This window comes from Amycolatopsis jejuensis (assembly GCF_000717335.1).
Classification (GTDB): domain Bacteria; phylum Actinomycetota; class Actinomycetes; order Mycobacteriales; family Pseudonocardiaceae; genus Amycolatopsis; species Amycolatopsis jejuensis.
The window spans coordinates 20612-40492 of sequence record NZ_JNYZ01000033.1 but is presented as its reverse complement, the minus strand read 5'-3'; the positions used below and the strand labels follow the sequence as shown (position 1 = coordinate 40492).

Here is a 19881-nt window from a genome sequence, read left to right as displayed (position 1 = left end):
GGCCTGCTCACGGCACAACGGTGTTACTCGGGAGCGAGGGCTGTGCGCAGGGCGCGGTCCCGCACGTCCGGGTCCGAGTGGCTGCGCAGCGCCGACACCAGGTCGCGCCACGGGGGTCGCTATCCCGTGTTCGCGCCGGTCTGGGCGGTGATGCCGATCCCGTCGGGGTGGGCGTGAGATTCCGTGCGGTGTCGAGCGATCCGGGACGGCCTGCTCACGGTACAACCGATCACTCGGGAGCGAGGGCTGTGCGCAGGGCGCGGTCCCGTACGTCCGGGTCCGAGTGGCCGCGCAGCCCCGACAGCAGGTCGCGCCACGGGGCTGGCCATCCGGTGTTCGCACCGGCATGAGCGGCGATGCCGACGGCCAGCAGGGCCTCCGTCGGCGTGGCCGTGAGGTTCCGTGCGGTGTCCAGCAATCCGGGGCGGTCGTGGGCGGACAGCCAGTCCTCCAGCCGGTCCGTGACCTGCCAGGCCAGTGCGGGCCGGTCGGCGAGGGCGGCGATCCGGCGCAGGGCCGGGAGCAGGTCGCCGCGGTGGGGCAGGGCGGCGACGGCCAGCATGAGCGCGTCTGTACGGCTGTCCGGGTCGGCCGCCAGCGTCACCGACAGTTCTTCCGCAGCGCCGAGCAGCCCGGTGTCCGACTGCGACCCGAGGCAGTCGACTAAGTGGCGTAACCGTTGCCGCGCAGGCAGATCGCGGTCGGGGGCGACGAACTCGTCCGCGCCGGTCAGGGTTTCGACCACGGCTCGCAGCGGCGCCGGATCGCCGGTGACGGCGCATGCGGTGATCACGGCGTCGACGGCCTCCCGCCAGGTGGCGGTGTGCGTCAGGTCGCCGATCAGCGCGGCCAGTTCCGGCGTGCCTGCGCGGTCCCAGGCGCTCCAGGCAGGCCACTTGGCCAATCCGATCCGCGCGACCTCCGGATCGGCATTGCTGGCCACGGCCCGCACCAAAGCGCCGTACCGCGGCCGGTGCCGCTCGGCGATGTGCAGCGGACCGGGTTCGGCCAACGCGGTGGCCACGTCGGACAGGCTGGCCGCCTCCGTGAGCCACTGCCAAGCCCGGTCGTCGTCGAGCAGCCACCGCGCTGCCGACACGATGCTGCGGCGAACGTCCCGATGCAGGTCCGGATCTGCCCACATCGCGGCCAGTTCACCGGACGCGTCCGGCACGCGGTGTTCGGCGATGAGCCGCGTCGCTTCCTTCCGCGATGTCACCTTCCGCCCGGCCAGGACGGGGCGGAGCACCGCGATCAGCTCAGCAGGCGGTACGGAACGGGCGGAGCGCCGTGCCGAAGAAAGCGCGACCTGGGCACGGTCGGTTCCGGCGTAACCGAGCAAGATGTCCAGCGCATCAGCGGTCCCGGCCAGCGCGGCTTCCACCACGGCGACCTCGTCGTCCGACAGCAACGGCTGCAAGGCATCAGCGCCGATGCCGGGCAGGTTTGCCCAGCGGCGAATCACCGACACCCGTTTCCACACCGGTTCCTCGGGCGAAGTCGCCACGTTCGCGAGCAGTTCGGCGTACCGGGCGACCTGTGCGGGTAACCACCGCCGCTGCCCGTGCGCGAACACCGGCAGCTCGTCGGGCGGCCCGTCCAGCACGTGGTCGAGCAGGTCGGTCCGGCGAAGGCTGATCGCGTCCGCCACCGCGGTCACCGTGATCGTGGACGGATCACGGCGGACCACGACTTCGACGCGCCCGTCCCGGGTCTCCGGGGGTGCCAGCCACAGCTGAATCGCTTGCTGTGCAACGGTTTCGTCGGCCGCGGTCGTTGCCTCGGCCACGTAGTCCTGCAGGTCGGGCATCGGCCAAGCCCGCCGCTGCAAGCTCGATGCCAGCGACAGGGCCAGGTCGAAGCGACCGGCGCGCGCGTCGGCGGCAATCCGTGGTTGCAATGCCGTGAACAGGACGTCCTCGGCGTTGCGAGGGAGGTCCCGGCCGATCCCGCGCAGGTCGGGCGTTTCCGCGTGGTCGACGGACAACTGCAGGATCCGCAGTCCGCTGCCGACCATGCCGGACTGCGCGGTCAGCGTCCCGTGCCGGATCAGTCGCGCCGCCAAGGTGAGGATTTCCTGCCTGGTGGCCCAGGACGCGTCCCGGGCCTGGACCGCGTCGGTGGCCAGCTTCTCCAGGTCGGCCGAGACCAGCAGCCACCCCGGGATCGCGCCGACCGCTTCGAGTGCGGCATAGCGGACCGGGTCCTGCTCACCGGACAGCCGGGTCAGCGACGCCAGCAGGCGGGCGACGACGTCCGGGTCCCGCGTGGCGGCCGCCGCGCCGATCAGGAACGCGTAGGCCTCCGCCCGCTCGTCCGCGGACGGGTGCGCCGTCCGGGCGCGCAGCACCGGCTCGGCCTCCGGCCACGGCAGCCGCGCCGTGACTTCCGACCGGAGGGACGGATCCTCGGCGACCGGCCGGGTGGCCAGCAGCCGGCGCGCCTGCTCGTGCCGGGTTCGCCACGGCAGGAGGTCCAGCAGCGACAGCGAAAGCAGGTTGCGGTCACCCAGTGCGCCGTTCAGCACCGCCGCCCGCCGGGAGGGCGGCAACCCGCGCAGCAACTCGGCCAGCCGGGTGTCGTCGGTGATGAGGGAACGCGCGAGCACGATCAGGGAAGCGTCCGACGCCCCGCGCAGCGCGCGCCGGAGGTTCCGGCCGAGCCCGAACCACCACGTGCGCCGCCCGGGATCGGCGAGGACCGCGGCAACGCGATCCGGATCGGCCGCGGTCAGGGCGGCCAGCCAGCGGTCCGAGCCCGGCGGCAGGTCGGTGACCGGTCCCGAGTGCGCCAGCAACTCGATGACCTGCCCGGCGTCGTGCCGGACCAGGTGCCGCAGTCCCGGACCGAACCACGCCCACCCGCCGTCCCGTCCGGCCTCGCTCGCGTCGGTCAGCCGGCGGCGCAGGTGAGCGAGCACGGCCGCGGGATGCCGGTGGGTCAACGCCGCCACGTTCGGCACCGCGAAATCCAGCTCCGGCAACAGCCTTTCCACGGTGTCCGCGGCACACGCGGGCAGCACGGCCGCGGCCTCGTGGTCACCGAACCGCTCGCGTACCAGCGGCAGCAGATTCCCGGCCCATTCGGCTGCGCCGGTTGCCCGCATCGCACGGTAGAGCGCATGCCGCCACGCGAGGGGCGCTGTCGGCAACGCCTGCGCGACGACGTCGAAGTGCCGGTCGTGCCGGGCGCAGTGGCCCATGACCCGCCCGGCGTCCCCAGTGGTGAGGCAGCGCCGCAGGTGGGTGTCGTCGTCCGCGATCATCGCCATCGTCGCGGCCCACGCCCGCGGAATCCCCGGTACCGCGTCGAGCTCCGCCAGCAGCCTGCTCAACTCCGCGGTTCCGGCCAGCGCGCGTGCAGTGTCGGCGATGACCCGCTGGCGTGCGGGAAAAGCCAGCGGGGTCACCTGTTCCACCAAGGCGCGCATGTCCATTGCCGGGATTATTCCGGGCTGCAGTGAGACGGGAAATCCGGGCTGGGTTCAAGCAGTTCGATTCAGGTCAGAGCTTCGCCCCTCGTGCGGTCCACGCGGCCATCTCGCCGTCCGCGATCGTCAAGGTCACCAGCCAGCGATCGCTGCGGCGCAGCAGATAGACGTGTTCCCATTCCGCGATCAGTTCTTCGTTCTCACCCCACACCCGGTACGCCATCCGGGCCTCGGCGACGCCGGGGAAGAGTTCCGTCGCGGTCAGGAGCTTGCCCTCCGGGCGGGCCACCCCCTGGCTGCGATAGAAATCCATCAGATTTCCGCAATGGCCGCGAAATTCCTGCACGTCCATCGCGGAGTTGCCGGTGGCCGACGGGAACAATCCGACCGGCTCCCACAGCGCGGCTACCGCGTCGGCGTCGAAGCGGGCGAAGGCGTCGACGTACGATTCGAAGAATGCGGCGATCTCGTCTTGAAAGGTCATCGGGGTTCTCCCAGCGGCGGGCGATCAGCGGGTGGCGACACCGGAAACGTAGAACCGGCTGAGTTTCGTCCCGCCATCGGGGTCTTCGTTGGCCTTCTCGAGCACGCTCGCCATTCTCTCCATCGTCTGTTCCAGGACACCCGCCTTTTCCAACGCCAGGCTACAGGCCCGGGAGACCGGGTGGACCTGGTCGAGCCCGGCGAGGAATTCCCGCGGTGCCGGACCGGTGGTGACGTCGGGATGCTTCGTCACCTGGACCTGGAAGCCCTGTGCAGCGAAGAGCGCACGCATTTCGGCCTCATTTCCCCAATAGCTGTAGGGAAACGGCGCATGTCCGACGACCGCGGCCGTGTCGCTGATCTGGATTTTCGCCGCTTCGGAGATCGCGTCTCCGCCGAACCAGCCGGTCCACACGATCCGTCCGGTCGGTTTCACGACCCGGGCCATTTCGGCGATCGCGGCTTCGCGGTCGGCGCCGAACATCAGGGAGATTGCATCGATCACGACGTCGAAACTGGCGTCGGGAAAGGGCAGCCGGGCGACATCCGCGAGTTCGAAGCGCGTATCCGGATAGTCTTTCAAAGCGGCCCGTGCCACGTCGAGAAGGCGCGGGGAGATTTCGATGGCGGTGACCCGGGCACCGGCTTGGGCGGCAAGCAGCGCGGCATTGTTGCGCGCGCCGACGTCGAGAACGGTTTCCCCGGCTTGGATCCGGGCGGCTTCGACGATCCCGCGGGTGATCGGCAGGAGCGCCTCCGCGACGAACTCGTACTTTCCGAGCGCGCCGAAATCGGGAACGACGGAATCGCGTCCGACGTAGTGTCCGACAAAGTCCCAGGCGGGGGCATCGGTGGTGGGCATCGGAGATCTCCAATCCGGAAGGGAATTCAGAACCGGGGTTCGATCGGGGTCGAGATAGTGCCGGAAGCTTCGATGACGGCTGCGGCGTCGAGGCACAGGTCTTCGCGGAACCGGCGGCCGCCGACGAGGACTCCGATCGGGAGCCCCGTCACCGGGTCGAGCTGGCTGGGCACGCACACCGAGGGCAGGCCGAGCAGGTTCGCGGGCGCGACCGGCCGGATGATCGCCTGCAGCGAAGCCAGATCGCCGGCCAGGTCGAAACCGTGCCCGGGGGTCACGCGGGTCCAGGTCGGGCCGAGGAGGAGGGGGTACTCGTCCTGGAAGGCGGACCAGTCCATCGCGATGCGGTGCCGGCGCTGGAAGGAAGCCGACATGGCAAAGGAATCAGCGAATGCCGGTACCGCATCGGTGTGCATGGTGAAGTATTTGAGTTCGTCCGGCCCGAGGAGCGGCAGTACTTCTTCGGAGCGGTAACGCTGATCGCCGATGATCAGCTCGCTCCACGTTTCAATGGCTTCCTCGTACCGCGGCGGGCAGGCCTCTTCGACCGCATAACCCGCGTCCGACAAGGCATCCGCGGCCCCGCGTACGGCATCTGCCACGGCGCTCTCGAGCGGCATGCCGGACAAGACGGCGACGCGAATCGGCGACCGGACCGGTTTTCCGGCGAGCGGCGCATCGATCGACCACGGGTCCTTGGGATGCGCACCGATGATCGCCTCGAGCACGAGCCGGACGTCGGCCACGGTGCGGGCCATCGGGCCGTGGACGTTCATCAGCTGGCTGGTGATGTACTGATCCGGGCCGGGAATGAGCTGTGCGCACGGTACCCGCCCCGCCGACGGCCGGACGCTGACGATGCCGCAGGCGTTGGCGGGATTGCGCAAGGAGCCGCCGAGGTCCGATCCCAGCCCGATCGGTGTCATCCCGGAGGCGAGCGCCGCGGCGTCACCGCCACTCGAACCACCCGCGGTCCGCTCGTAGTCCCACGGATTGCGGGTCAGGCCGTAAAGCGTGCTGGTGGTCGAAGGCCGGAACGCGAAGTCAGGGAGATTCGTGCGGGCGATGGGGATCGCGCCCGCAGCCCGCATCCGTTCCACCACTGGCGCGTCACCGGGCGAGACCGCGTCGGCCAGCGCCGGGTTACCCCAGGTCGTCGGCAGGCCTGCGACGTCGATACATTCCTTGGCAGAGAAGGGAACGCCGTGAAGCGGGCCGATCGCCGACCCTTGCTGCCGTTCGCGGTCGGCATGGTCGGCGGCTTCGAGCGCTTCTTCACGCAGTACGCGAACCACGGCATTCACTCGCGGATTCACGTCGTCGATCCGGGCCAGGTGGGCTTCGACGAGGGAGCGAGACGTCGTCTCCCCGGTTTTCACTTGCCGCGCCATTTCGGTCGCCGAGAGACGCCACAGGTCGGTCATGCTATTTCTCCGCACGGTTGCTGCGATAGTCTCGCTGAAGATCCACATCGACCGCGTCGAACGCGGCCGGTGCCCCGTCGTCGACCCCTTCGTCAAGCCCGAGACGGGTGAGCCGGCGCAGGTAATACGCCCAAGTCGCCTCGTAGTAGACGGCGGACGACATGATCTGCTGGACATCGGCCACCTCGGCGGCTGGCATGTGATCGGGCGTACCGGCGGCCATTGCCTTCAGCTGCGCGCCGCACACCTTGTCGAGCTCCACAGTGGACACAACCGCGTCCGCGAGGCAGCTACCGGTCACCAGAACGCCGTGATGCTTGAGCAGCAACGCCTTCTTGCTGCCCAGCGCCTTGGCGATCGATGCGCTCGCAGTGTTGAGCAGGGGGCTTTCGTACACCTCGGCCAGCGCAACTTCCTCGTACCAGCGCGCGGAATGCTGGTCGAACGGGACGACGGTGGAGCCGAGTGCGCCGAGCACGACGCCGTTGGCGCCGTGGTGATGGACGATGGACTGCACGTCCGGCCGCTCCGCGTAGATCTCCCCGTGAATCCGGAGATTGGGGTTGACCCGGCCCTCGCCGGAAACGGGGTGCAGATCGAAATCGACCTCGACGAGGTCGGCCGTGCGCACTTCTTCCAGGCTCTGGCCGAGCTGGTAGGTCCAGAAGGTCGAACCGCCGGTACCTCGCAGGGTCAGATGCGCGAGTAGGCCGGTTCCGATCTCGAAGGAACCCAGCGCCCGGCAGGCCAGCGCCAGGTCGCGGGGGGTATCGGTCGGCAGGGACATCGGTGTCCTTCCGGGTCGGGATTTCTCAGGCGGTCAGTGCGGTCCGCACCTTCGCGGCGACGGCGAGGGAAGCAGCGAGATCGCGGTGGTCGGGGAGCAGGGACAGTATTGCGGCGCCGCGCCGGTCCGGCTGGAGTGCCGGGTCGCGGGCGATGACCAGGAAGTGGAAGTGCCGGTAGTTCTCGCCGAAGCTCATGAAGTACACCCGCGGTGCGCCAGTGGCCTGCTGGATCGCGGCGCTCAGCCGCTGCGCCAGCGGGCCGAACTCGGCCAGCTCCGCGGCGGTGGGTCCGGTCCACCCTTCCGTATGTCGCCGGAGCCGCAGGACGAACCACCCGGGAACCTCGTAGCCGTCGCTCACTTCGCACGCCCAGGCGCGGTCGCGATAGACCACCGCCTCGTCGTCCGCATCATCGAGGGCGCACGGCAGGCAGGTGCTCACGTCGGGGCCGCCGGAGAGGGAAATGCCTGTTCGAGGATCAGCACGAACACTGGACCTCCTCGCTATTCGCTAGGATATATCACCCATGCTAAGCGAGAGTGGCTTGGGCCACAAGATGCGATCGGTCAGGGGTTCTCGATGGCGCGGATGCTGTCGAGGATCCGCGCCTCGTTGGCCGCCAGGTGCTCGCGCAGTGCGTCCGCCATGGCGTCGGCCGCGTCGGCACCGTCGGCGAGCGTCAGGTCCAGCAGCAGCCGGTGGGTCTCGTACCGGCGGCGACGCTCTTTTTCGGTGACCTGCATGGGCTCGAACACGAGGTGGGTGTACCGCTCGGCGGCGTGCCACAGGGTGTCGAGCATCCGGTAGTCCCAGGCATTCGCGGCCGGGTGGACCAGTGCCTCGTGAAAGTCGTGGTGGCTCTGCCAGGCGATTTCCGGGTCGACGTCGCGGATCTGCTCGAGGAGCTCGCCGAGCCGGTCGGCTTCGGCCGGGGTGTGCCGCCCGGCCGACGCGCCCGCCAGCGGCAGTTCGATCCGGTAGCGCAGGCGGTAGATGGCCGCGATGTCGTCCGATGACAGCGGCGCGACGCTCGCGCTGCGCGCCTGCCGCAGCACGATCAGGCCCTGCGATTCGAGCCGGCGGAGCGCCTCCCGGATCGGGATGTGACTGACCCCCAGCTGGGCGGCCAGGTCGCGGATGGAAAACTGCTCGCCTGCCGGGAGCGCGCCGGTGAGCACGGCCCGGCGGATCTCGGAGGTCACCAGGTCCACGGCGGAGCTGTTCACACCCGCCACCGACCGGAGCTGGCTTTCCAAGGCCATCATGGGGAAATCTCCTCGCTTCAGCCGAACCCTGCATCCGAACCTTGCACCATGGCTACCCGTGGAGCTACGGTATAGTGTATATCCTACGCCCGGCCGGGCTCAACGAAGAGATCGTGCCTGAGACCAAGGACCGGCCGGTCCGGGATACCCGCCAAGTTCCCCTGCTTCGCGCGGAGCAGGGCTTTCCTTCCCTTGCGGGATCCGCCGCACCCGACCGGTGCGCCGGATGCCCGAGCAGAACTCGATGCCCCAAGACCGGGGTCCGCTGAGTCTTTCGCGGACTTCCCGCTGACCGGAGGTTCCCGGCATGACAAAGGTGTCCCGCCCGAAATCGAGTGCGCCGTTCTCCCTCGCACCGGGCCGGAAAACGACAGTGGCGTTTCTCGCGGTCTTCGTCGGAGCGTCATTCTTCTGCCGCACGGCGCTGAACTCGCTGCAGGAGCCGTTGCAGGCCAACCTGCATCTCAGTGACAACCAGATCGCGCTGGTGATGGGTACGGCGATGGCCATCCCGGCCGTACTCGGCGGCGTTCCGGTCGGCCTGCTGGTGGACCGGTTCAACCGGGCCCGCCTCCTGGCCGTCTTCTGCCTGCTGAACCTCGTGGGCACCCTTCTCACGGCGCTGAGCTCCAACCTGCCGATGTTGCTCGTCGCGCGATTCATCATCGGTTTCTCGACCGCAGCCGTCGGTATTGCGGTGATTTCCCTGCTGGCCGACCTGTTCCCGCGCTCGCAGCGGGGGCGCGGCAGTATGGTTTACGGGGTTTCGCAGATCGTGGGTATGGCTGCTGCATTCGCCGCGGGGGCCGGGGTCGCCGCGCTTTTCCATTCCCCCGACATGTGGCGGCCGGGCACGCTCGTGCTGAGCATTCCCTTGCTCGCGGTGTTGCTGCTGTCGTTTCTTCTGCGCGAACAGGAACGCAAGGAGATCGCCCAAGTACGGCCCACCGTCGCGAAATCCGCGCGTGAGCTCTGGGCTTTCCGGCGAGTCTCCGGGCCGCTGCTGTGCGGCGTGATGGCGATCGGTGTTGCCGACGGTACGACCGTGGTGTGGGTCGTCCCCACGTTGGCCCGCAACTTCGACCTGGGCATCGGCGCGGCCAACGGCATCATGAGCCTCGCGCTCGTGGTGGGCGGCTTGCTCGGTCCGATCTTGGGTGGCTTCGCCGCCGATCGCTGCATCCGGTCGGGCGGGGCGGCCCGCGCGATGACGTTGCTGACCGTGCTGGGGGCACTGAGCGGAGTGCTGGGGCTGTTCGCGCTCGCCCCGGGTGCGTTGTTCGCCAGCATCGGCCTTACCGGATTTCTTCTGGCCGGCACCATGATCATCTCGGTGGTCCTCACCCTGGTCACGGTTCTGCTTCCCAATGAGCTGCGCGGTTTCTGCGTGGCGGTGATTTCGACCGGGCAGATCGTGGTCAGCTTCGGGCTGGCGCCCAGCCTGGTCAGCATTGTCGCCACGGCAATGGGCAGCCCGTCCAGTGTCGGGGCTGCGCTCGCGATCGTGTGCGCCGGGGCGAGTGTCTTCTGCGGGGCCGCGTTCCTTTGTGGACGGACGCTGGTGAAACGGCGTCCCGTGCCGGCCAATCCGGTTGCCGAGGAACTGCCGCAAGCCGAGGTATCGTCGTGACGGACACCATTCCGCCCTTCCGGCTGGACGATCGGGTCGCCGTCGTCACCGGTGCCGGACGCGGTATCGGGCGCGCGATCGCCCGCGTGTTCGCGCGGGCCGGGGCAAACCTCGTCGTCGCGACCCGCACCGCCGGACCCGGCGAGGAAACGGTCCGGCTGATCGAAGCAGAAGGCGGGACCGGCAAGCTCGTGCTCGTCGATCTCGCCCACCGCGCCGCGGCTTTCTCGCTGATCGAGGAGACCGTCCGCCTGTTCGGCCGGATCGACATCGTCGTGCACAATGCCGGGGAGTGTCCATTGGGGACGGTCGACGAGATCAGCGAAGAGGACCTGGACCGCACCCTGAACGTCAATCTCAAGGCGGCCTTCTGGCTGACCAAAGCCGCGGCGCCGATGCTGCGCGAAGCGCCGTCGCCCCGGCTCTTGTTCACTTCCTCGCTCAGCGGCCCGCGCTTTTCGGCCCCGGGTATGGTGCATTACGGTGCCTCGAAAGCAGGTCTGAATGGGTTCATCATCGGTGCCGCGCTGGAATATGCGCCCGATCGCATCACGGTGAACGGGGTCGAGCCGGGGACGATCCTCACCGATGCCTTGCGAGAGCTGGGCGGGCCCGAGCGGCAGGCCGAAGTTGCGGCCGCCATTCCGGTCCGGCGGCTGGGAGAACCGGAGGACGTTGCGCACACCATGCTTTTCCTGGCTTCGGATCAGGCGAGTTATGTCACCGGGCAGACCATTGTCGTCGATGGCGGCATGTCGGTGAAGGTGCCGGTGTGACCGGGGGTGTCGTCTGGTCCGACGACTTCACCAGCGGCTTCCCATCCGGATGGAGCTCGCACGAGGAGGGCGATTTCCGGCCCGCCGATGCGGTCGTGACCATCGGTGACGGCCTCACGGTAAAAGCGAAGGGCGTCAATCCGGATTCGGGCGAACCGGCCTTTACCCAGACCATGCCGCAGGTTCCGCCGGACGCGCCGCATCCCGGGGTCCTCGATCACGTGAAATGGGTGGCCTCGGTCGACCACCAATCGTCCGGCGGATTCACCGGCTTCGATACGCCATCCGGCAAGGCGATTCACGTCGAAGCCCTGCTGGGCGGTCGTACGTACGGCACCGCGCGGCATCCGTTCGGCGCCGCAGTCCGCGACGCCGAAAGCGACTTCCGGCTCGGTGCCGCGGCTTTGGTCGCCATGGATGCCGAATCAAACATCGTGTTCAATTTCTTCCTCACCAACACCGAAATCTTCGCGATGTACGAGCGGGCACCTTTCGCGCGCGATACCTTCGGCGACTATGCCGCGTTCTCCTTCGCGGTGCCGGTCGGTTCGCGGACCCCCGATGACTGGCATCGGCTCGCCGTTTCCTACGACCGCGATTCCGGGGTGGCGCGCTGGTTCGCCGACGGTGAACTCGTCTTCGAGATCACCCGGGTCGGACATCGGATCGATCGCCGTTACCTGGCCATCGACGTCGGCGGTGACGACCAGCTCGCCCGGGTCAACCAGCTGCAGTGCGGCCTCGGCATGTTCACGCTGATGGACGCGTCCCTCGACGGCGGCCCCGGCCTCGTCGATCTTTACGGCTATCCGATGTTCTTCGACCCGAAGCGCGGTGCCCCCCATCCACAGCGCTATGTCGACACCGAAAGCAGGCCGGAAAGCCGGTTGTTCGGCCAGGGCGCCGAGATCAGGTGCAAGAGTTTCACGGTTTCCCATCGAGGGAGTTGAGGTGCCGTCCCGAAGGTTTCGCTCCGAGGTCATCCGCGAGGGAGTGGTCCGGACGACCACCCGCAGCTTCCTCTACGCGCTGGGGGAGGACGACGAGGATCTCCACCGGCCGCACGTCGCGGTGATCCACACCGGCGGCGAGATGAGCCCGTGCAATACGGCATTGCGTGACCAGGCTTTGCACGCCAAGACCGGCATCTACGCGGGCGGCGGAACGGCGCACGAATGTCCGGTGGTTTCCGTTTCGGACGGATTATCCGTGGCCCATTCGGGCATGCGCTTTTCGCTCATCTCGCGGGAACTGATCGCCGACAGCGTGGAAGCGACCGTCCGCGCCCATCAGTGGGACGGCGTATTCGCGGCCGGCGGCTGTGACAAGAACATGCCCGGGCTCCTGATGGGAATCGTGCGGTGCAATGTTCCCGCTGTTTTCCTCTACGGCGGGGCGGCCTTGCCGGGGCATCTCGGCGGACGCGACATCAACATCGTCGACACCTACGAGATGATCGGCCGGGTGCTGGCGGACGAGGCCACGCAGGAGGAACTGGAAGCCATGGCGCGGGCTTGCCTGCCGACGGCGGGTGCTTGCGCGGGGCAATACACCGCCAACACCATGGGGATGGTGTCCGAAGCGCTGGGCCTGGCCGTTCTCGGCTCGTCGATGATCCCCGCGGTCTATTCCGCCCGCGCCCCGATGGCGCGCAGGGCCGGAAAGGTGCTGATGCAGGCGGTGCTCGGCGGCGGGCCGCTGCCCCGGGACCTCGTGACCCGTCAAGCGCTCGAGAACGCCTGCGCCGTCGTCGCGGCCACCGGTGGGTCGACCAATGTGCCGCTGCACCTTCCCGCCATCGCCAACGAAGCGGGCATCCGCTTCGATCTCGACGACGTCGCCGCCGTGCTCGCGCGGACGCCGCTGATCGCCGACCTCAAGCCGGGCGGCCGCTTTCTGGCGAAGGACGTCTTCCAGATCGGCGGGGCTCCGGTGATCCTCAAGGCCCTGCTCGACGGCGGTCATCTGCACGGCGACTGCCTGACCGTCACCGGGCGGACGCTGGCGGACGAACTCGCCGCGGTGACCGCACCCGACGGCGAAGTGGTTCGCAACTGCAGTGCGCCGATTGCCGCCACCGGGGGAGTGACGGTGTTGAAAGGCAATCTCGCGCCGGACGGTGCACTGCTGAAGACGGCAGGCCTCACCCGGCTCGAACACCGGGGACCGGCGCGGGTTTTCGAGTCGGAAGAATCCTGCCTGTCCGCCGTGCGTGAGATGGCCTATTCGCCCGGTGACGTGATCGTGATCCGCAACGAAGGACCGCGCGGTGGCCCCGGGATGCGCGAGATGCTGGGGATCACCGCGCTGCTTTACGGCCAGGGCATGGGAGAACGCGTAGCGCTGATCACCGACGGCCGGTTTTCGGGCGCGACGCGTGGTATGTGCATCGGCTATCTTTCCCCCGAAGCCGCCTGCGACGGACCGATCGGGTTGCTCCAGGACGGCGACATCATCGCCATCGACGCGCGCGACGGCGTCAGCACGCTCCAGGTCGAGCTTGACGAAGCCGAGCTGGACGCGCGCCGGGCGTTACCCCGGCCAGCCCCGGCTCGGCCGCACGGCGGGCTGCTGGAGAAATACGCCGCTACTGTCGGACCGGCCAACCAAGGCGCCGTGACCCATAGCGGGAACGTCCAGTGGGAGATGGACCCCTGACCCTCGATTCGGGAACCGCACCAGCAACCATCCGGAGGCACAGCTCGTGATCCTTATCGTCATCCAGCTCCAGATCAGGCCGGACCGCCGCGACGAGTGGCGCACCGGGATCGCCGAATACACGGCCAAAGTGCGCAGCGAGCCAGGGAACGTGTCGTTCGACTACTACCAGCACGGCGACGATCCGGACGAGTTCGCCGTGATCGAGGTCTTCCGCGACGGGGACGCGGGCGGCGAGCATGTCAAGACCCCCTATGCCCAGCAGTTCTTCGTCGATCTCGGCAGGTGGGTCACGAAGAAGCCGTCGCTGAACTACCAGGAGCTGCCCGGCGACGCCTGGGTCGAGATGGGCGAGGTCACCCCCACCTGGCCCGCTTGAGACAGGCGGGCCAGGTAAGCGGACGCCCAACCGACGGCAAGGGGACAGGTAGCGCACTCGCTGGCCATGCCTGGTTTCCCGGCCGTTCGGCCGCCGCGCCCTCTCAAGTTGGTTCGGGTACCTAAGTTCCTTCCGGTTGCGACGGAAGGAACTCATGGACAGAACGCTCGCGGTCCGCGCCCGCGGTCTCACCAAGAGCTTTGGTGACGTCGTCGCGCTCGACGGGATCGATTTCGAGGCGGAGCAGGGCCGGATCCACGGGGTGGTCGGGCCCAACGGCGCCGGGAAGACGACGTTGCTGGGCCTGCTGCTCGGGCTGTCGGCCGCGGACGAGGGCAGTCTCGAAATCCTCGGCGAGCCGGTCGGCAAATCGGCGACCCCCGCCGGGGTGGCCGGCTTCGTCGACGGGCCGGGGCTCTACCCGGCGCTGAGCGCACGGCGGAACCTGCTTGCGCTGGCCGGGCTGCTGGGCGGAGCGGCGAGCACCGCGTCGATCGACGAGGTACTTGAAGAGGTCGGGCTGACCGATGTCGCGGACGACCGGGTCCGCGGGTTCTCGCTCGGGATGCGGCAGCGCCTCGGGCTGGCCGCGGCGTTGCTGTCGAAACCCCGGCTGCTGGTCTTGGACGAGCCGTCGAACGGGCTCGATCCGGCCGGGGCGAAGCAGGTCCGCCGGGTGCTGGACCGCCTTGCCGCCGACGGGGTGACGGTGGTGCTGTCGAGCCATCGCATGGACGACGTCGAAGCGCTGTGCTCGGAAGTCACGATCGTCGCGACCGGCCGCGTAGTTTTCGCCGGACCTCTGGGCAAGCTGTCGGCCGAGAGCGCCGAGCTCGACTACCGGCTCCGGACTTCCGATACCGAAGCGGCCCAACGGTCGGTGGCCGAAACGCCCGGGATCCAGGTGGTCCAAGCGGCGGACGAGTTGCTGGTCGTACGCGGGGGAGTGCCCGCGCTGGACGACCTGGTGACGCGGCTGGTGCGCGCGGGGATCGCGGTGCGGGAGCTGGCGCCGGTGGTATCGCCGCTCGAAGCCGCGTTCCTTGCCTTGACCGGGGAGTCCGAGCGATGACCGCGACTCTCGATCGGACGACGGCTGCCGCGCGGGTGTCGATCGCGCGATGCCTTCGGTTCGAACTGGTCAAACTGGCCGCACAGTGGCGGATCCGGCTGCTGGTGCTGGCGTGCTGGCTTGCGCCCGCGGTATTCGTGGCTGCGGTGAGCCAGCAGGATTCGCTGCCGGTCGACACGCTGTTCGGCCGCTGGATGAACACGTCCGGGTGGGCGGGATCGCTGGTATTGCTGGGGTTTGCGGGCACGTACGCGCTGCCGCTGCTCACCTCGGTCGTGGCCGGGGACGTCTTCGCGGCCGAGGACCGGCTCGGCACCTGGCGCCACGTGCTGGTGGCGATCCGGTCGCCCCGCCGGATTTTCGCGGCCAAGGCGCTGGCGAGTGTCGCGGTGGTCGTCGTGCTGCTGATCGGGCTTGCGGTGTCCGGGATCGCCGGTGGGCTGCTGGCCGTCGGCAACGAGCCGCTGGTCGGTCTCGACGGGCATCTGCTGTCCGCGGGCGATGCGGCCGCGCAGACCCTGCTGGCCTGGCTTTCGGTCCTGGCGCCGACCTTGGCGCTGGCGGCGGTCGGGCTGCTCGGTTCGGTCGCGCTGGGCCGGTCGCCGATGGGGTTGCTGCTCCCGGCGGCGTTCGCGCTGGTGATGCAGCTGGCGCAGGTCGTGCCGGTGCCGATCGCGGTGCGGTTCGCGCTGCCGGGCTTCGGCTTCGGCTCGTGGACCGGGTTGTTCACGAGCCCCGCGGAACTCGGCCCGGTGCTGATCGGCATCGCGGTCAGCCTCGGCTGGGCTGTGGTCGCGACCGGGCTGGCCTACCGCCTTTTCCTGAGACGGGATTTCACGAACCTGAGTTACGACGGGGCCGGACGGCGCGCGCTGTCCGCCGGAGTCGTCCCGCTCGCCGGGTTGCTGGCGGTGTCGATCGGCCTCTGCGCGGTCGCGGTACCCGCAGTGGGGTCGGGGATCACGCGGGACAAGGTGCAGGACTCGGTCGCCACGGCGTTTTCCCACCTGTACCGGATGCAGACCCGGCAGCTGAACCGTCCCGCGGTGACCGAGGAACAGCTGCGCACGACCGCAGCGTGCACCAAGGCCGGGGGCACCGGACCGCAGGAAGGACCGGGGAACGACTGGCGCTGCATCGTCACCTGGCATCTCCCCGGTGCCGACGCGGCCGGCACGGCCATCTACCAGCTCAACGCCACTGCAGACGGGCGGTACGTCGCCGACGGCGACGGGCCGAAGGAAGTGAACGGCTACTTCCTGGTGCGTACCCCGCTGGGGGACACGCCGAACCCTCTCTGGCAGATCGACGGGACCGTCGACCTGCTCCCCACCACCCCGAAGGGATGACTGCAGCATGCAGGTAACGCGCCTCAGGCGCCAGGCCGGGAAGCGTTCCGGCCCGCGCCGGCGGGTCAGAACGGCGACGGTCGGGTTCTCGGCGATCGCGCTGGTCGCCACCGGGACCGGGATCGGCGCCGCGCAGACTCACCTGTTCGGCACCGACCAGGTCGGCCAGACGACCGACAACGGGCTCGTCGCGTCGTCCGATCAGTACCTCGCCCCCTACGGCGAGCGGACGGTGATCAACCAGGGCAAGATCATGTCCTCGTCGGTCAGCCCGGACGGTACGCACCTCGCCGCCTCGATCACCGACGGCGGGATGGCTCTGTCCATTGTGGACCTCAAGTCCTGGAAGGTGCAGCAGCTCGTCGGCAACAACGCGGCGGCCAACCTGCGTATCCCGGGCAACGACATCGGCCAGGAAGGCCCGACGTACTCGCCGGACGGCAAGTCGCTGTGGCTGGGTCAGGCCGACGGCTACCGCAAGTTCACCGTGCTCCCCGACGGTTCGCTCGCGGATCCTGCGTTCGTGCCGATCCCGAAGGACGGCAGCAAGCGTGCGCTCGTGGGCGAAGCGGTGTTCTCGCCGGACGGTGCCACGGTGTACTCCGCGGTGAACGGCCAGAACCGCGTGGTCGCGATCAATGCCGCGACCGGGGCGATCCAGCAGAGCTGGAACGTCGGCAACGCCCCGCGTGACCTGGCTTTGGTCGGCGGTAAACTGTATGTGAGCAACGAAGGCGGGCGCCCGGCCAAGCCCGGCGAGCCCACCATCAACTCCTACGGCACCGACGTTCTCGCCGACCAGACCACTGCCGCCACCCTCAGCGGCACGGTCAGCGTGATCGACACGGCGAACGCCGCCGCGGCGGTGCAGAGCATCGACGTCGGCCTGCACCCGACGTCGTTGTACGCCAAGAAAGGCGCGCTGTTCGTCACCAACACCGCGACGAACGACGTGTCGGTCATCGACACCGCCAAGGACAAGGTGGTGCAGACCATCGCGACGCAGCCGTGGCCGGAGGCGTCGGTCGGCTACGAGCCGGACGCGACGGTACTCACCGACGACGGCCACCTGCTGGTGACGCTGGGCCGGGCCAACGCGGTCGCGGTGTACAAGTACACGAGCCCGCTGGAGCCGGTCAGCTACGTCGGCCTGCTGCCCACGGACTACTTCCCGTCCGAGATCACCACGGTCGGCGACCAGGTGGTCGTTTCCAACACCCGCGGCATCGACGCCCGGCGCTCGACCGGCCCGAAGCACGGTACGCACGACACCACCTCCAGCCTGACGCACTTCACGCTGCCGAGCGACGACGTGATCAAGGGGCAGACCGGCAAGGTGTTCACCCAGAACGGCTGGCACGGCAACTCCCTCGCCAAGGCGGACAGCACCGGGAAGGCCCAGCCGGTGCCGGTACCGGTGAAGCTCGGCGACCCGTCGACGATCAAGTACGTTTTCTTGCTGGTCAAGGAAAACCGCACGTACGACCAGCAGTTCGGCGACATTCCCGAGGGCAACGGCGACCCGTCGCTCGCCCAGTACGGCGAGAACGTGACGCCGAACCAGCACGCGCTCGCGCGTCAGTTCGGCTTGTACGACAACACCTACGACGTCGGCACCAACTCCGCCGAAGGCCACAACTGGCTGATGCAGGCCGACAACCCCGAGTACACCGAGTCCAGCGCAGGGGAGTACCTCCGCAGTTACGACACGGAAAACGATGCTCTCGGCCACCAGCGCAGCGGTTTCCTGTGGACCGGTGCCCAGGCGGCAGGCAAGTCCGTACGCGACTTCGGCGAGTTCCAGTCGAGCCTGCGCAAGCCGGCCGACGCCACGTGGCAGAACCTGTACTGCGACACCAAGAACATGGCTGCGACCGGGGAAGCCACGAAGTACCCGATGGAGGTCGGGTCGGCGATTCCGTCGCTGAACGCCGTGTCGGCGCCGGGGTACCCGCAGTTCGACACCAACGTCCCGGACCTCTACCGGTACGAGATCTGGAAGCGGGACTTCCAGCAGAACGGGCCGTCGAACCTCAACATGTTCTGGCTCTCCAGCGACCACACCGGCGGCGCCCCGAACGGCGCCGCCCAGGTCGCCGACAACGACCTCGCCACCGGCAAGATCGTCGACGCGATCTCGCACAGCCCGTACTGGAAGGAGTCCGCGATCTTCGTGGTCGAGGACGACACCCAGGCCGGCTCCGACCACGTCGACGGCCACCGCGGCCCGGTGCAGATCATCAGCCCGTGGGCCAATCACGGGGTGGTGGACAGCCACTACTACACCCAGATCACCCTGATCCGCACGATCGAGCAGATCCTGGGCATGCAGCCGATGAACCAGAAGGACACGGCAGCGTCCCCGATGCGGCAAGCGTTCACCCAGAGCCCGGACTACGCGCCGTTCACCGCACTGCCCAACCGAACGTCGCTGACGGCAGGCCTGAAGACGCTGCCCTCGTGCGGCGCCGACGTCCCGGCCCCGGCGAACCCGGCAGCCGCCCCGGTCCCGTCGTCCGCGGTACCCACCGACAAACAGCAGGTCGCCGCGGAATGGGAAGGCTGGAAGTCCCAGCAGCACCTCACCGGCCCGAACGCGAAGGCCGACTCGACGAACCCGTCCCAGCTGAACCACCTCAACTGGTACGAAACACACGGATGGACAACGCCGTACCCAGGCGAGGACAAGATCTTCGCCCCGAACGACGTCCCGGGAGCCCTGATCCCCGCCGCCGACCACGACGGATGAGTGTTTGACGGGAGTGCCCCTGACCTGCGGGTCGGGGGCACTTTCTCGTTCATGGGGCAGTGCGGCTCAGGCTGAACTTGTGGTCTCCCGATGACCGGCCCCCTGCATGATCGTCTCCGCATACCGTCTCGCCGGGGCGGCCAGCCGCGTCTCGATCTCGGCCAGGATTTTCTCTGCGTACTCCGCGTGCCAGTCCTTCTCGAGCAGTGGGCGGGGGATACCCGGGTCCACCAGTGGAATACGGCGCCAGCGGGTGATCGACTGGACGTATCCCGCGAAGGCTTCGGCGTCCGGCATTGTCTTGCGGGATTTTGCGCGTTGGCGGATTGCGTCGGTGTCGGTGGTGAAATCACGGTAGCCGTCGGCGATGCCGGGCAGGTTCCACCACGTGCTGACGGAGCGTTCCACCGGCTGTGCGCCGCGGTAGTCCGAGACGAAGAGGTCGACGTACTCGGACAGGTCGTGGCGGCGGAGCATCGACTCGGTTTCGTCGAACAGGGTGGCCGGGGCGATCCACACTCCCGAGGCCACCGTGCCGAAGCCCAGCCACGCCAGCCTCGACCGCAGGGTGTAGCGCTTCTCCCGTTCGGATTCCGGGACGCTGAAAACGACGGTGACCCAGCCGTCGCCGAGGTCGGCGCGGCGGCGGCCGAAGGAGCGGCGGCCGTTTTCGTCGAGCAGGTCGCGGGCGAGTGGCGACAGGCGGTATCCGGCGGTGTCGCCGGTGCGTTCGGCGCACAGCAGACCGCGTTTCTTCAAGCGCGACACCGTCAACCGGGTGGTGTGCTGCTCGACGTTCAGCGCGGACATCAGCTTGAGCAACGAGTCGATGCTCACCCAGTCGTCGGTCTCGTGTGCGTAGAGATCGAAGACGGAGATGGCGAGGCTGCGCGGGCGTAGTTCGCGCTCCCTGCTCGCCTCGATGGTGTTGGGCAGCATGAGCGAACTATAGGACAACGACGTGTGGAGTTGACGGCGTCCGGTGCTTCCGACTGTCGGTCCGCGCCCGTCGGTAG

General features: G+C 68.6%; 16 protein-coding genes. 8 read left to right on the top strand and 8 right to left on the bottom strand.

What is annotated here, in order from left to right; translation table 11 throughout:
- Positions 1-229 precede the first annotated feature (229 nt).
- The 7 genes from OO71_RS36150 to OO71_RS36120 all read right to left on the bottom strand — a co-directional run bounded on the left by OO71_RS36150 (position 230) and on the right by OO71_RS36120 (position 8252).
- Positions 230-3436 (bottom strand): hypothetical protein, encoded by a 3207-nt coding sequence (locus tag OO71_RS36150; protein WP_033294514.1) that lies wholly within the window; start codon positions 3434-3436, stop codon positions 230-232.
- A gap of 67 nt (positions 3437-3503) precedes the next feature.
- The gene (locus OO71_RS36145; protein WP_033294513.1) at positions 3504-3914 is read right to left on the bottom strand and encodes a hypothetical protein; all 411 of its coding nucleotides are present in this window, start codon (positions 3912-3914) and stop codon (positions 3504-3506) included.
- Between the two features lie 24 nt (positions 3915-3938).
- Positions 3939-4775 (bottom strand): class I SAM-dependent methyltransferase, encoded by an 837-nt coding sequence (locus OO71_RS36140; RefSeq protein WP_033294512.1) that lies wholly within the window; start codon positions 4773-4775, stop codon positions 3939-3941.
- A gap of 26 nt (positions 4776-4801) precedes the next feature.
- Positions 4802-6199 carry an amidase gene (locus OO71_RS36135; protein ID WP_033294511.1) on the bottom strand — a complete coding sequence of 466 codons (1398 nt, stop codon included), beginning with the start codon at positions 6197-6199 and terminating at the stop codon, positions 4802-4804.
- A 1-nt stretch (position 6200) separates the two neighbouring features.
- Entirely contained in the window at positions 6201-6986 is a 786-nt protein-coding gene (locus OO71_RS36130) for a class II aldolase/adducin family protein (protein WP_033294510.1), read from the bottom strand.
- Positions 6987-7011: 25 nt separating this feature from the next.
- On the bottom strand, positions 7012-7428 hold the full coding sequence (locus tag OO71_RS36125) for an HIT family protein (protein WP_033294509.1): 417 nt from the start codon (positions 7426-7428) through the stop codon (positions 7012-7014).
- 125 nt (positions 7429-7553) lie between these two features.
- Complete coding sequence (locus OO71_RS36120) at positions 7554-8252, bottom strand: GntR family transcriptional regulator (protein ID WP_051792632.1); 699 nt, start codon at positions 8250-8252, stop codon at positions 7554-7556.
- A 307-nt stretch (positions 8253-8559) separates the two neighbouring features.
- Here OO71_RS36120 and OO71_RS36115 point away from each other — a divergent pair, with 307 nt between their 5' ends.
- From OO71_RS36115 to OO71_RS36080, 8 genes are all read left to right on the top strand, one after another.
- Positions 8560-9882, top strand: coding sequence for an MFS transporter (locus OO71_RS36115; protein ID WP_084145514.1), 1323 nt, complete (start codon positions 8560-8562; stop codon positions 9880-9882).
- Positions 9879-10658 carry an SDR family NAD(P)-dependent oxidoreductase gene (locus tag OO71_RS36110; protein ID WP_084145513.1) on the top strand — a complete coding sequence of 260 codons (780 nt, stop codon included), beginning with the start codon at positions 9879-9881 and terminating at the stop codon, positions 10656-10658. The genes OO71_RS36115 and OO71_RS36110 overlap by 4 nt, the downstream gene beginning before the upstream one ends.
- Complete coding sequence (locus tag OO71_RS36105; protein WP_033294507.1) at positions 10655-11608, top strand: DUF6081 family protein; 954 nt, start codon at positions 10655-10657, stop codon at positions 11606-11608. Before OO71_RS36110 ends, OO71_RS36105 begins: the two co-directional genes overlap by 4 nt.
- Before the next feature lies 1 nt (position 11609).
- Positions 11610-13316: a dihydroxy-acid dehydratase gene (ilvD, locus tag OO71_RS36100; protein ID WP_211260783.1), complete on the top strand. Its 1707-nt coding sequence runs from the start codon at positions 11610-11612 to the stop codon at positions 13314-13316.
- A gap of 46 nt (positions 13317-13362) precedes the next feature.
- Complete coding sequence (locus tag OO71_RS36095) at positions 13363-13695, top strand: putative quinol monooxygenase (protein WP_033294506.1); 333 nt, start codon at positions 13363-13365, stop codon at positions 13693-13695.
- A 154-nt stretch (positions 13696-13849) separates the two neighbouring features.
- Positions 13850-14767, top strand: coding sequence for an ABC transporter ATP-binding protein (locus OO71_RS36090; protein ID WP_033294505.1), 918 nt, complete (start codon positions 13850-13852; stop codon positions 14765-14767).
- Positions 14764-16116: an ABC transporter permease gene (locus OO71_RS36085; RefSeq protein ID WP_033294504.1), complete on the top strand. Its 1353-nt coding sequence runs from the start codon at positions 14764-14766 to the stop codon at positions 16114-16116. Before OO71_RS36090 ends, OO71_RS36085 begins: the two co-directional genes overlap by 4 nt.
- 7 nt (positions 16117-16123) lie before the next feature.
- Positions 16124-18865: an alkaline phosphatase family protein gene (locus OO71_RS36080; protein WP_033294503.1), complete on the top strand. Its 2742-nt coding sequence runs from the start codon at positions 16124-16126 to the stop codon at positions 18863-18865.
- 66 nt (positions 18866-18931) lie between these two features.
- On the opposite strand, the gene OO71_RS36075 is transcribed toward OO71_RS36080, so the two are convergent.
- Positions 18932-19804 carry a PaaX family transcriptional regulator gene (locus tag OO71_RS36075; RefSeq protein ID WP_033294502.1) on the bottom strand — a complete coding sequence of 291 codons (873 nt, stop codon included), beginning with the start codon at positions 19802-19804 and terminating at the stop codon, positions 18932-18934.
- Positions 19805-19881: the final 77 nt, after the last annotated feature.

What these genes read in the sequence shown, in the direction of transcription:
- OO71_RS36150 (WP_033294514.1), bottom strand. Translation starts at nt 3,436, where the DNA reads ATGGACATGCGCGCCTTGGTGGAACAGGTGACCCCGCTGGCTTTTCCC.
- OO71_RS36145 (WP_033294513.1), bottom strand. Translation starts at nt 3,914, where the DNA reads ATGACCTTTCAAGACGAGATCGCCGCATTCTTCGAATCGTACGTCGAC.
- OO71_RS36140 (WP_033294512.1), bottom strand. Translation starts at nt 4,775, where the DNA reads ATGCCCACCACCGATGCCCCCGCCTGGGACTTTGTCGGACACTACGTC.
- OO71_RS36135 (WP_033294511.1), bottom strand. Translation starts at nt 6,199, where the DNA reads ATGACCGACCTGTGGCGTCTCTCGGCGACCGAAATGGCGCGGCAAGTG.
- OO71_RS36130 (WP_033294510.1), bottom strand. Translation starts at nt 6,986, where the DNA reads ATGTCCCTGCCGACCGATACCCCCCGCGACCTGGCGCTGGCCTGCCGG.
- OO71_RS36120 (WP_051792632.1), bottom strand. Translation starts at nt 8,252, where the DNA reads ATGATGGCCTTGGAAAGCCAGCTCCGGTCGGTGGCGGGTGTGAACAGC.
- OO71_RS36115 (WP_084145514.1), top strand. Translation starts at nt 8,560, where the DNA reads ATGACAAAGGTGTCCCGCCCGAAATCGAGTGCGCCGTTCTCCCTCGCA.
- OO71_RS36090 (WP_033294505.1), top strand. Translation starts at nt 13,850, where the DNA reads ATGGACAGAACGCTCGCGGTCCGCGCCCGCGGTCTCACCAAGAGCTTT.
- OO71_RS36085 (WP_033294504.1), top strand. Translation starts at nt 14,764, where the DNA reads ATGACCGCGACTCTCGATCGGACGACGGCTGCCGCGCGGGTGTCGATC.
- OO71_RS36080 (WP_033294503.1), top strand. Translation starts at nt 16,124, where the DNA reads ATGCAGGTAACGCGCCTCAGGCGCCAGGCCGGGAAGCGTTCCGGCCCG.
- OO71_RS36075 (WP_033294502.1), bottom strand. Translation starts at nt 19,804, where the DNA reads ATGCTGCCCAACACCATCGAGGCGAGCAGGGAGCGCGAACTACGCCCG.